This window comes from Frankia sp. R43, assembly GCF_001306465.1.
Taxonomy (GTDB): Bacteria; Actinomycetota; Actinomycetes; order Frankiales; family Frankiaceae; genus Parafrankia; species Parafrankia irregularis.
The window spans coordinates 904,907-917,494 of sequence record NZ_LFCW01000002.1; the positions used below are offsets into that span (position 1 = coordinate 904,907).

Annotated in this window: 8 protein-coding genes; 6 read left to right on the plus strand and 2 right to left on the minus strand. The window is 70.8% G+C overall.

The window, feature by feature from the left end:
- The first annotated feature begins 410 nt into the window (after positions 1–410).
- The 6 genes from ACG83_RS11820 (at position 411) to ACG83_RS11845 (ending at position 9,395) form a co-directional block, all read left to right on the plus strand.
- Entirely contained in the window at positions 411–1,583 is a 1,173-nt protein-coding gene (locus ACG83_RS11820; RefSeq protein ID WP_054566165.1) for a thiolase family protein, read from the plus strand.
- Between the two features lie 148 nt (positions 1,584–1,731).
- A complete protein-coding gene (locus ACG83_RS11825; RefSeq protein WP_083473227.1) occupies positions 1,732–3,396 on the plus strand; it encodes an NAD(P)/FAD-dependent oxidoreductase in 1,665 nt (554 codons plus the stop codon).
- A 9-nt stretch (positions 3,397–3,405) separates the two neighbouring features.
- The gene (locus ACG83_RS11830) at positions 3,406–4,191 is read left to right on the plus strand and encodes an alpha/beta fold hydrolase (RefSeq protein WP_054566166.1); all 786 of its coding nucleotides are present in this window, start codon (positions 3,406–3,408) and stop codon (positions 4,189–4,191) included.
- An 83-nt stretch (positions 4,192–4,274) separates the two neighbouring features.
- Positions 4,275–5,255: a zinc-binding dehydrogenase gene (locus ACG83_RS11835; protein ID WP_054566167.1), complete on the plus strand. Its 981-nt coding sequence runs from the start codon at positions 4,275–4,277 to the stop codon at positions 5,253–5,255.
- 420 nt (positions 5,256–5,675) lie between these two features.
- Entirely contained in the window at positions 5,676–6,467 is a 792-nt protein-coding gene (locus ACG83_RS11840; protein WP_054566168.1) for an ABC transporter ATP-binding protein, read from the plus strand.
- 72 nt (positions 6,468–6,539) lie between these two features.
- The gene (locus ACG83_RS11845; RefSeq protein WP_083473152.1) at positions 6,540–9,395 is read left to right on the plus strand and encodes an ATP-binding cassette domain-containing protein; all 2,856 of its coding nucleotides are present in this window, start codon (positions 6,540–6,542) and stop codon (positions 9,393–9,395) included.
- A gap of 227 nt (positions 9,396–9,622) precedes the next feature.
- Here the strand turns inward: ACG83_RS11845 and ACG83_RS11850 are convergent, their stop codons facing one another.
- Both ACG83_RS11850 and ACG83_RS11855 read right to left on the minus strand, forming a co-directional pair.
- Positions 9,623–10,804, minus strand: coding sequence for an amidohydrolase family protein (locus tag ACG83_RS11850; RefSeq protein WP_054566169.1), 1,182 nt, complete (start codon positions 10,802–10,804; stop codon positions 9,623–9,625).
- Between the two features lie 102 nt (positions 10,805–10,906).
- Positions 10,907–12,547, minus strand: a complete 1,641-nt coding sequence (locus ACG83_RS11855) for an AMP-binding protein (protein ID WP_054566170.1) — start codon at positions 12,545–12,547, stop codon at positions 10,907–10,909.
- Positions 12,548–12,588: the final 41 nt, after the last annotated feature.

A 12,588-nucleotide genomic window follows, 5' to 3' on the forward strand; every position in this document is an offset into this window, starting at 1 on the left:
GTCCCTGTCCGTCCCGGCCGCGGAACCGCAGGTCGACGGACCATCCCTCGGTGGGTTGTACCTCATCCGGGCGAAAACATCGAGATGTATCCGAGGTCGATGGTGGACGCTGCGCCGGCGCGGACGTCCCAGTCGCTACTACGGTGGCTGCTTGCGGCGGGCCTGAGGGCGGCCGTTTCCCGATGCGTCGGGCCTGTCTGGCGTTGTTAGATGTAGATGTATTACCGGGCTGGGTGTGTGAGTCCGCGCACCGGGCGCCGGTCCGCGGTGCGGCGAGTGCCCGGGTGAGCGATCAGTTCGCGCCTGACGGGCCGCTCCAGGCCTGGTGCCCGGCCGTCCACGTTCAGCGCGCCATCCGCCGTAGGTGTCCGGCGTCCCCGGGCACAGCCAACCTCCCGGAGGGGTCCATCGTGACCGAAGCAGTCATCATCTCGACCGCCCGCACCCCGATCGGACGAGCCCGCAAGGGATCTCTGGTAAGCCTGGACGCCTTCGACCTCGCGGAGATCGTCGTGCCCGCGGTGCTCGATCGCAGCGGCGTGCCGGCCCGGGACGTCGACAGCCTGGTGCTCGCCGAGGCCTACCAGGGCGGCGGGGTCATCGCCCGCAACGTCGCGGTACGGCTCGGCCTCGACGACATCGCCGGGGTGGCCACCAACCAGCACTGTGCCGGCGGGCTGAGCGCGGTCGCGATCGCCGCGGGCAGCGTCCGTGCCGGCATGGACAAGGTCGTCATCGCCGGCGGGACGGAGAGCCTGAGCAACAGCGCGATGACGACCACCCGCAAGGGCGCGGACGGTCAGCCGGTTACCTGGGTGTCGGCGTCACACCCGGAGAGCCCGCAGGCTCCGGCCTTCGACATGTCGATCACGGTCGGTGAGAACACCGCCCGCGAGCTGGGGCTGACCCGTCTCGACGTGGACGAGTGGGCCGTGTACAGCCACGCGCAGGCGATCGCCTCGATCGACGGCGGGTACTTCACCGAGCAGATCGTGCCGGTGCCGGTGCCCCAGCCGGACGGCTCGACCCGGCTGTTCGACACCGACGAGTTCCCCCGCCGCGGAACCACGGTGGAGGGGCTGGCCCAGCTGCGGCTGCTGCACCCCGAACTGCCGAACCCGACGGTCACCGCCGGGAACGCTGCCGGCCTCAACGACGCGGCCGCCGCCGTCACGGTGGCCAGCAGCGAGTACGCCGAGGCCCACGGGCTGCGCCCGCTGGCCCGGATCCGGTCGTGGGCCTCGGTCGGGGTCGCCCCGGCGCTGACCGGCCTCGGCCCCTCCCTCGCGATCCCGAAGGCGCTGGACCGCGCGGGACTGACGCTCGCCGACATCGACCTCTTCGAGGTCAACGAGGCGTTCTGCTCGGTCCCGGTGGCCACGATCCGCAAGCTCGGGATCGCGCCGGAGATCGTGAACATCAACGGCAGCGGCGCGAGCCTGGGCCATCCGATCGCCGCCACCGGCGCGCGGATGGTGGTCACCATGGTCGCCGAGCTTCGCCGCCGGGGGAACGCGCTCGGCGTGGTGTCGATGTGTGCCGGCGGCGGCATGGGTGCCGCGATGGTCATCGAGGCCCTCTGACCCTCGGGGCCTGGTGAGCTGGGAGCGGCCGGTGTCGGCGCGGCGCCCGGTCGGCGCCGGCCGCTCCCTTGACGACACCCCCTGCGGGCGAAATATTTAGAGCTATGCGGGGGTCTGACTTACACCAGCGATTCGTGGGGGCGTGGCCGTGAGCGACGGGAACGGAACACGCGCAGGTAGCACCCGGCCGACGGGCGCCGCTGACCGGCACTATGACGCGATCGTGGTGGGTGCGGGGTTCGCCGGCCTGTACGCCCTGCACAGGTTGCGCGCGGACGGGCTGCGGGTACGGGTGCTGGAGGCCGCCGACAGCGTCGGCGGGACCTGGTTGTTCAACCGTTACCCCGGCGCGCGCTGCGACATCGAGAGCATCGAGTACTCGTACAGCTTCTCCCCGGAGCTCCAGCAGGAGTGGAACTGGTCCGAGGTGCTCCCGGGCCAGCCGGAGATCGAGGCCTACCTGAACTTCGTCGCGGACCGGCTCGACCTGCGCCGCGACATCCAGTTCGACACCCGGGTCGTCGAGATGTCCTTCGACGAGGCCGACTCGACGTGGACGGTGCGGACCGAGGCGGGGGAGCGCTTCACCGCGCCGTTCGTCGTCGCCGCCACCGGCATCCTCTCCGCGCCGCTCGACCCGGGCATACCCGGCCTCGACACCTTCGGCGGCACGGTCCTGTTCAGCAGCCGGTACCCGCGCGAGGGCTTCGACCTCGCCGGCAGGCGGGTGGCGGTGATCGGTACCGGCTCCACCGGTGTCCAGATCATCCCGGTGGTCGCCGAGCAGGCGGAACACCTCTACGTCCTGCAGCGGTCCGCAGCCTACACGCTGCCCTCGCCGGCCCGCCCCTACGAGCCGGGCGAACTCGACGAGCTCAAGGCGAACTACGACGACATCCGGGCCGCCCAGCTGGTCGCCCACGTGGGCGCGGCCCGCACGAGCGCCTTCTCCGTGTTCATGAACATGGGCGGTTTCCCGCCGCTGAAGACGGCGACGCGCGAGGAGCAGCTGCGCGCGATCGAGGAGAACGGCGTCCGGGGAGCGCTGTACTGGAGCGACGTGCTGTCCGACCCCGAGGCGGGGGAGCTGGCGACCGCGCTGTACGGCGAGGCGGTCGCGCTGATCGTGCGGGATCCGCGGACGGCCGCCGGCCTGACCCCGGCCTATCCGTTCGGCTGCAAGCGGCCGATCATCGACGTCGGCTACTACGAGACGTTCAACCGGGACAACGTCACGCTGGTGGACCTGCGCCAGGGCGCGATCGAGGAGATCACCCCCACCGGCATCCGCACCGGGCAGGGCCATCACGAGGTCGACGTGATCCTCTTCGCCACCGGCTTCGACGCGCTTACGGGCGCGCTGACGCGCATCGACGTCCGTGGCCGGGATGGCGTGGTCCTGGGCGACGTCTGGCGGGACGAGGGCCCCGTCGCCTACCTGGGCTTGGGCGTCGCCGGCTTCCCCAACCTCTTCCTCATCCAGGGGCCGGGCAGCCCGTCCGCGGCGTCGAACTATCTCGCGACCATGGAGTACCAGATCAGGTGGATAGCGGACTGCGTGGCCCACCTGCGCGGCGGTGGCCACCAGACGATCGAGACGCTTCCCGAGGCACAGAGCGAGTGGATCGACGGGGTGCAGGCGCTGGTGGCGGGCAGCGTGCTGCTCCACCCGAAGTGCGACTCCTGGTACAACGGCGCCAACGTCCCGGGCAAGAAGCGGATGTACACGACCTACGTCGCCGGCGTTCCGGAGTTCCACAAACAGTGTGATCAGGTCGTCGCCTCGGGCTACTCCGGCTTCAAGATCTCCTAGGGGCTTCCGGTGGCGTTCGCGCAGGTCGGTGACGTCCGACTGTTCTTCACCGACGAGGGCACCGGCGACCTGCCGCTGCTGCTCGTCCACGGCTACACCTCCGATTCGCATGACTGGAGCTGGCAGCTGCCGTACCTGGCCGCCCGCCGGCGGGTGATCGCCGTCGACCTGCGCGGTCACGGCCGCTCCAGCGCGCCTCCCGACGGCTACACGACCACGCAGTTCGCCGCCGACCTCGCCGGGCTGCTCGACCAGCTCGAGGTGGAACGGGTCGTCGCCGTCGGTCATTCGATGGGTGGCAGCATCGCCGGCAGCCTGGCGGTCGAACACCCCGACCGGGTGGCCGCCATGGTCGGCGTCGACCCCGCCTACCTGCTCCCGGACGAGATCGCCGGCGGCATCCGGCCGCTGCTCGACCTGCTCGCGGTGTCCGACCCGGTGCCCCTGGTCCAGCAGCTGGTGGGGGGCATGGATTCCCCGGCCCGGGACCCGGCCCTGCGCACCTGGCAGGTTCGCCGCATCGCCGGCATGGCCGACCACGTGCTGCGCCAGGCGCTGGAGGCCCAGGCGACCGGGATGGCGCTGCACTCGCACAGCGCGCCCTACCTGCGCAGGCGGACCTGCCCGGTGCTGACCTTCTACGCCGACCCGACGCGGGCCGCCGCCGAGCAGGCGATCTTCGCGGACCCGCGGTCCCGGGTGGTGACCTGGGAGGGCGCCGGCCACTGGCTGCACCAGGAGCGCCCAGCCGAGTTCAACTCCCTTCTCACCACGTGGCTGGATTCGCTCGCCTGAGCTGCTCCTCGGCTGCCTGCGGCGGCCACGAAAGACGTCGATCTCACGCGACCGTTGACCGGTCGTGGAACAAGCGAGGTGTCATGCGCGCGGCTGTGATCGCTTCCGGGGGCCGGTATGAGATCACCGAGGTCCCGGATCCGTCCCCGGGCCCCGGCGAGCTCCTGCTCCGCGTCACCGCGTGCGGGTTCTGCGGCTCCGACGTCAAGGCGCGGGCGGCGATGCCCGCAGGGGTGATCATGGGGCACGAGTTCGGCGGCGAGATCGTCGGGATCGGCCCGGACACGGCGGGTTGGCGGGAGGGCACCCAGGTCGCGGTGCTGCCCGCGCTTTCCTGTGGGAAATGCGAGTGGTGCGCCTCCGGCCGGGTGATCCACTGCCCGCGGGTGCGCCTGGTCGGGCTCGGTGGCAGTGGGGGCGGCTTCGCGCAGCTGGCGGTGGTCACCGCGGCCGCCGCCATCCCGCTGGCACCGGGGATCGATCCCTTGTACAGCGCGCTGGTGGAGCCGTTCGCGGTCGGCCTGCACATCGCCCGGACGGGGCACCTGACCGAAGGTGACGACGTGCTCGTCGTCGGCGCCGGGACGGTGGGCCTCACGACGATCGCGTGGGCGCGCCGACACGGCGCCCGGCGGATCACCGCCGTCGACCCGGTGGCCATCCGCCGGTCAGCCGCGGCATCCTTCGGGGCGACCGAGGTCGTCGGCTCCGTCGAGGAGGTCGCCGCCGGCACCTACAGTTTCGTCGCCGAGTGCGCGGGCAGGGCATCGCTGCTCGACGCCTGCGTGACCGCCGCGCGGCCGCGGGCCCGGATCGTGATGGCAGGTGTGACGATCGAGCCGACCCCGTTCGCGTCGGTCACGGCCCTGATGAAGGAGGTCTCGGTCGGCTTCGCCGTCTACTACACCCCCGAGGAGTTCCGCACCGTCGTCGACGCGTTCGCCGGCGGGCGGATCGACCCGGAGCCGCTGATCGCCCGGTGGGTGGGCCTCAGCGAGGTGAACGAGGCCTTCGACGATCTCGCCAACGTCACCGCGAGCGCGAAGATTCTCCTCCGGCCCTGACCCCGCGTCGTCACAGCACTTAAATATCTAGCCCATTCGCGGGTCAATGCTCCGCCGTGGTCGATCTGCCGCCCGGTTCGCCGGGCGTCGCCCAGCCCGTGGCCTCCGGGTTCCGTGGATCGTGTCGACGCCTGCGCGGGATGGCGGTGCGGGCGTTCGGTGATCGCCGGTAGGGTTGGGCTAGAAACATATATATCTATCAGCTAGGCTTCTGTGTGAGTCGTCACATGTAGGGCGAGCGGGCCTGGAGCCGGTGCCGGGCAGCCCGCCCTACCGACCTCGCCCGGGATGTCATGGCCGCCCACCCTGACGCGTCCCGTCAGTAGCCCTGGCCAACGGCTCGAGCCCTGGCCAATGGCTCGAGCCCTGGCTAACGGCTCGCCACACATCGATCACCTCGTGCGTGACACAGGAGGCCCCATGCCCACCCCGGCGGCACCCGCTGCCCCAGCGGACGACCCACTTCTGACGCTCGGCGGCGTCAGCAAACGATTCGGCGGCGTACATGCGCTCACCGACGTCGACCTGGAGGTCGCACCGGGAACCGTGCGTGGCCTGATCGGGCCGAACGGAGCGGGGAAGACGACGCTGTTCGACGTCATCTCCGGGATCACCCCGGCCAGCCGCGGCTTCGTGCGGTTCGCGGGCGCCGACGTGACCGGCCGGTCCTCGACCGCACGCGCGCGCATGGGCATGCGGCGGACCTTCCAACGTGCCCAGGTCTTCAGCTGGCTGTCCGTGGCGGACAACGTGCTGGCAGCGTTGGAATGGCGTGGTGGCGGCGGGGGCGTCCTGGGCGATCTGTGCGGCTGGCCGGCGCGGCGGCGGCACGAACGCGAACGCCGGGAGCGGGTCGCCGAGATCCTCGAGTGGTGTGGCCTGACAGCCGTCCGCGGGGTCACCGCCGGTTCGCTGCCACTGGGGCAGCAGCGACTCGTCGAGCTGGCGCGGGCGATCGTGGACCGCCCGACCCTGCTGCTGCTCGACGAGCCCACCTCGGGCCTGGACGCCGCGGAGTCCGCGCGTTTCGGTGATCTCATCGAGTCACTGCGAAGCGAGGGCTGTGCGGTCCTGCTGGTCGAGCACGACGCCGGCTTCGTGATGCGGATCTGTGACCGGATCTCCGTGCTCAACCTCGGCTCGGTGCTCGCGGAAGGAACCCCGGACGAGATCCAGCGTGATGAAAGAGTCCGCGATGCCTACCTCGGCTGACCGGCTGGCGAAGGCACCCGCATCGCTGACCGCGAAACGTCCGATGGAAAAGGCTCACTGGGAGAGGAACGCATGACCGAATTTCTCAGCCTGGTGGTCGCAGGCCTGGTCTCCGGTGCCTTATATGCGATTCTGGCGTCAGGACTCACTCTCACCTATCAGACGTCGGGTGTCTTCAACTTCGGGCAGGGCGGGGTCGCGTTCGCGACCGCCTATCTCTTCTTCCAGCTGAACACCGGTCAGGACATGCCGGTGGTGCCAGCGGCTCTCCTGTGCGTCGGAGTGTTCGCGCCACTGCTCGGCTGGCTGCTGCACCGGGTGCTGTTCAACCCGTTGCGGGAGGCGTCGATCGCGGCCCGGATGGTGGGAACGCTCGGTCTGCTGATCGCGCTGCCCGCGTTCGCTTTGTGGGTCACCGCGATGCTGCGGGAGAAGGCGCACTGGGACCTTCCGGCGATCGAGGACGTGTTCCGTATCCCCGGTCTCGGTCCGAGCCCGAAGGAGAACTTCTCCTTCGGGGACGGGCTGGTCATCGACACCGACCAGCTCGCCATGCTAGGCGCGGCGATCTTCGCCGCGCTGCTGCTGTGGTGGTTGGTGCGGCACACGCGGATCGGCCTCGAGATGCGCGCCTCGGTGAGCCGGCCCAAGATCGCCGCACTGCGCGGTGTCGACCCGGACCGGGCGTCGGCGGTCTCCTGGATCCTGTCCTGCGGCCTCGCCGGCCTGGTCGGTGTGCTGCTGGCGCCGATGTTCGGGCTCGGCAGCTTCACGTTCAACACGATGCTCTTCGTGTCGATCCCGGCCGTCGTGCTGGCCCGGTTCGCCTCGATTCCGATGGCGATGGGCGGCGGTCTGCTCCTGGGAGTGGCACAGAACCTGGTCGCGGGCTACGTCGACCTGGACATCACCGGTTTCCCGACCGCGGTGCCGTTCATCATCCTGTTCGGCCTGCTGATCTATTTCGGTGCCGAGCGCGGCCGCAGTGCCGGGGCCACGCTGGAGGAGAAGCCACCGGCGGACGATCCGACCGAGGCCTCGCCGTGGGCCCGGCGGGCGCTGTGGGCCGCCGCGGTCGCGGGACTACTGGCCTACACGGCGTTCGGTGCGACGGACTTCTGGGCGGGGCTGCTCGCCCAGGGGCTGGCGACCGCGATCGTGCTGATGTCGTTCACGGTCGTCACGGGTGTCGGCGGGATGGTCAGCCTCGCCCAGGCGGCGTTCGTGCTCTCGGGTGCGTTCACCGCCGGCATCCTGATCGGGCATGACGTCCCGTTCCTCCTCGCACTGCTCGCCGGGACAGCGGTGGCCGCGATCACCGGGCTGATCGTGGCGCTACCGACCCGCCGGCTCGGTGGTCTGCCGCTTGCCCTGGCAACCCTGGCGCTGGCGTACATCGGGCAGAACCTGCTCTTCCAGATCCACGACATCTCCAACGGCAGCTCAGGCTGGGCCCTCCCGGCGCCCGACCTGGGGATCGTCGATACGGAGAACCCACGGTGGCTCGTCGTCCTCATGCTCGTGCTCGTCGGCCTGGTGCTCTGGCTGGTGCACGCGCTGCGTACGTCGAGCACCGGGCGCGCGATGCTCGCGGTGCGCTCCACCGAGGTCGGCGCCCGTACCAGCGGCATCGCCGTCGACCGGATGAAGCTGCTGGTGTTCGTCATCTCGGCGGCGATCGCCGGCTTCGGCGGGGTGATGTTGGCGACCAGCCGGGGACGGGTCACCAACACCGACTACGACGTTCTGCTCGGCCTGGTCTGGCTTGCCACAACCGTCACCTTCAGCATTCGCCGGCCGGCCGGTGCTGTTCTCGCCGGCCTGGTCAGCGCGCTCGCACCGCAGGCGTTCGAGGCCGTCCCGGCCTCGTCCTACTTCATGCAGGTGCTGTTCGGCCTCGGCGCGATCGGCCTGGCCCGCGACCCGGACGGAGCGCTGGCCGCCATCGGCCGCTCGAGCCGGAAACGACGGCGCGCGCGGGCCACGGCGGGCACCGCCGACCTGGTGGCGGTGTCCGAGACGACGGCTCCGTCCAAGGTCACAGCCGTCTCCGAGGCAGCGGCCGCGGTCGCTGACACGGCCGCGGAGCCTGCAGGCCCGGTGCTGCTGAAGGTCCAGGGGGTACGCGCGGGCTACGGTGAGATCGAGGTGCTGCACGGCATCGACCTCACCGTCGCCGCCGGCGAGGCGGTCGCGCTGCTCGGTGGCAACGGCGCGGGCAAGAGCAGCCTGTGTGCCGTCATCGGCGGCCTGTTGGCCCCGAGCGCGGGCACGGTCATCCTCGCCGGAACGGACGTGACCCGGACCCCTGCCCAGCGTCGTGAGCGGGACAGCATCTACCTCGCACCCGAGGGCCGGGGCATCTTCCCCGACCTCACGGTCGAGGAGAACCTGATGCTCTGGCTGCGTCAGGAGGACGAGCGCACCGCGGCCTACGACGCCTTCCCGGTGCTCGGTGAGCGTCGTCGCCAGCTCGCCGGCGCCATGTCAGGTGGTGAGCAGCAGATGCTCACCCTCGCGCCGGCGCTGGTGCGGCCGCCGCGCCTGCTCATCGCCGACGAACCGTCCCTGGGCCTGGCACCGCTGGTCATCGACCAGATCTACACGGCGCTGCGTGAACTGCAGGGCCGGGGCACCGCACTGCTCATCGCCGAGGAGAAGACCCGCGACGCGCTGGCGTTGGCCGACCGGGTCGCCTTCCTCACCGTCGGTGACATCTCGTGGAGCGGTCCGGTCAGTGCGGTCGACTCGGACCGTCTTGCCTCCGCCTACCTGGGCATGGCCGTCGATCCGGCGGAGGCCGGTGCGCGGCCGGGCTCGGAACCGGAGGCGGTGTCAGCCACGGAGAAGGCGGGGGTCCTCACGGGATCCAGCGCCGAGGGCGGCTCGCCTGGCCCGTCCGGCCCCTCCGGCCCGTCGAACGACTGACAACAGCGGGACTCCGCTGGTCACGGATGCCCCTCGCCCGGCCGCGTCAGCGGCCGGGCGAGGGGCATATCGGAAGGGCATATCAGGAGAAGGTGCAGCCGGGATGGGCAGTCGGCTGGGCCCGGCGACGAAGACGGTCGGCATGCGTTCCCCCGCCCCGCGTCAAACGTCGTGGTCGTGGTTCCGAGCGGCGTCCGGCCGGTGCGCAGGCGCGGGTGTCGGGTCGCTCAGGAGCCGGCCGTGCCGAGCAGGTCGAGGCAGTTGTCCCGCATGATCTTGCGGGCCTCGTCGTCGGTGAAGCCGTCGAGCTCCTTGAAGAAGTCGGTGGGCTCGGCGAGGCCTTCGCCGTGGGGCCAGTCGGAGCCGAACAGGATGCGTTCGACGCCGATGAGGTCGGCGAGCTTGCGGAGGTCCTCCTCGTAGTAGGGGGTGACCCAGACATGCTCGCGGATGGTGTCGAGGGGGTCGTCGGTGAACGCCCAGGGGGTCTGGTTGGCCTGCTTGCGGAGGCGCTTGGTGAGGAGGGCGACCCAGTCGGAGCCGTTCTCGATGCTCGCGACCCGCAGGGTGGGGTGGCGGGTGAAGACGCCGTCGATGACGAGGGAGGCGATGGTGTCGTGGATCGCGCGGTCGGAGACGAGGACGCGGGTCAGGACGCTGACCTGACCGAAACCCTCGAAGCGTTCGGAGCCGCCCCACACGGTGGTGGAGGCTTCGTAGCCGCTGTCGCCGAGGTGGAAGGCGACGGGGATCGACGCTTCGGCGAGGCGGGCCCAGACCGGGTCGTAGCGCTTGTCGCCCAGGGAGCGTGAGGTGCCGTTCTCGGCGGGAACGGGGGCGGGGCGGACGTGGACGATCCGTGCGCCGCGCTCGATCAGGCTGTCGATCTCGGTGACGGCGGCTGCGGGGTCGGCGAGGGAGATCATCGGTGCGCTGATGAGCCGGCCGCGGTAGTTGAAGCCCCAGTCCTCCTCGAGCCAACGGTTGAAGGCGTGGAGGCTGGCCATCGTGGCGTCGATGTCATCTTTGAGTGCCTGCTCGACGCCGCAGCCAAGGGTGGGGAACAGCAGGATCGAGTCGAGGCCCTGCTGCTCGACGAGGTCGGCGCGGATGTCCTTGTCGCGGTATTCCGGGCGCAGCGGCTCGACCTTCATGAGGGTGCGTGGGTCGACGCCGTCGGGGATCTGGCCGCGGAACAGCGGGTCCAGGCAGCCGGGAACGATGATCGGGTCGAAGGTCGGGTTCGGGATGAACCGGTTCACCCGCCCACCCATGATCAGTTGTACCCGCTTGCCGGCCTGCACGACCTGGACAGCGCGGTGCCTGAACCTCGGATCCAGGTGACGGGTGAACGCGTCGAGGCTCTCGTAGTAGTGGTTGTCCGCGTCGATCGGCCTGTAGCTCGTCATCGGAGTCCTTTGATGAATGCGTCGGACGACGTGAGTGGATCTGGTTGTCGGGCGGTGCGGATGTGTTCGTCCCGATGCCTCGTCGCGCCCGGGACGGGGGTCCTACGTCCTGATGGTGGTGGCGGGCACGGCGTCCACCGCGGCCTTTCGTGCCCAGGTGTAGTCGGCCTTGCCGGACGCGTGGCGGCCGAGCTGGTCGCAGATCAGGACGGCGCGTGGTGCCTTGAACCGGGCGAGGGAACGCGCGACGAACTCCCGGATCTCCCCGGGAGCCAGCGAGATACCCGCGCGCGGCTGGACGAGCGCGACGACCTCCTGCCCGAAGCGCTCGCTCGGGCGGCCGACCACGAGCGCGTCGAGCACGTCGGGGTGCTGGCGCAGCACCTCCTCGACCTCCTCGACGAAGACCTTCTCCCCGCCGGTGTTGACGACCATCGCGTCCCGGCCGAGAAGCTCGATCCTGCCTTCGGCGGTGAGACGGGCCCGGTCTCCCGGAACGGCGACCCGCTGGCCGTCGATGATCGGGAAGGTCTCCTCCGTCTTCGCCCGGTCGTCGAGGTAGCCGAGCGGGGTGCGCCCGACGCGCACCACCCAGCCGATCTCGTCCTCGCCGGGGGCGAGGAAGCGGGAGCGGTCGGCGGCCAGCACCGCGGCACCGGGCGAGGGCTCGAACTCGCGGGTCTCGGCGCCCTTGCGGGAGGCCCCGAAGGCCATGCCGCCCGTCTCGGAGGCGCCGTAGCCGTCGACGACCGTGAGGCCGGGCAGCAGCTCGAGCAGGCCGTGCTTGAGACTCGCGCTCGTGACCGCGCCGCCGGTTCCGAGGCGGACCAGCGAGGACAGGTCGTAGTGACGGGCCCGCATCTGTTCGAGCAGGGGCCGGGCGTAGGCGTCGCCGACAATGGACATCAGCGTCACGCGTTCGCGTTCGATGGTCTCGAGGATTCCCGGAGCGTCGAAAGGCTTCGCGTCGTCGTGCAGGATCACCGTGGCCCCGTTGTCCAGCCCGGCGAACGCGGTCCACTGGGCGGCGCCGTGCATCAGCGGTGGTGCCGCGAACCAGACGCCGGCGCCGTTGCCGGCGATCGAGGCGATCAGCTCGCGGGTGGCCCCGTCGACGCCGCCCGCCGCGGAGACATAGACATCCGCCTGCCGCCACAGGACGCCCTTCGGGGTCCCGGTCGTGCCGCCGGTGCAGACGAGGTACAGATCGTCCGGGGACGGCTCGGGCAGGTTCTCGACGTCCACGGCGGCGGCGATCGCGTCCTCGAAGGCGATGCTGCCGGGCAGCGGCTCGACCCCGGAGCCGTCGTCGACCTCCAGCAGCAGGCACCCCGCGGCGCCGCCGGAGGCGGCGATCGCCGGGCCGAGGCGCCGGTGGTAGACGATGGCCTCGGCGCCGACCTGGTCGAGCAGCGCGCCGATCTCACGCGGTGCGTAGTGGTGGTTGACGTTGAACGGCACCGCGCGGGCGCGGAAGGCTCCGATCATCGTCTCGATGTACTCGGGGCAGTTCGACAGCAGGATCGCCACCGGGCTCTGCCCACACTCCCAGCGCTCCAGCTCCGCCCGCTCGTGCCGAACGCCGAGCCCGCGGCTCACGAGGAAGGCGGCGAGGCGCCGCGTGCGGTCCCGTACCTGCGCGTAGCTGCGGCGCACGGTCGTCCAGACCAGCATCTCGCGCTCCGGCGCGACGTCGGCGACGATGTCGATCACCGCGGGCAGGGACCACTCGTTCGCTGTCATAAGGACTCCTCGAGACGCCTCGGCATGAGGCGATGTTACGA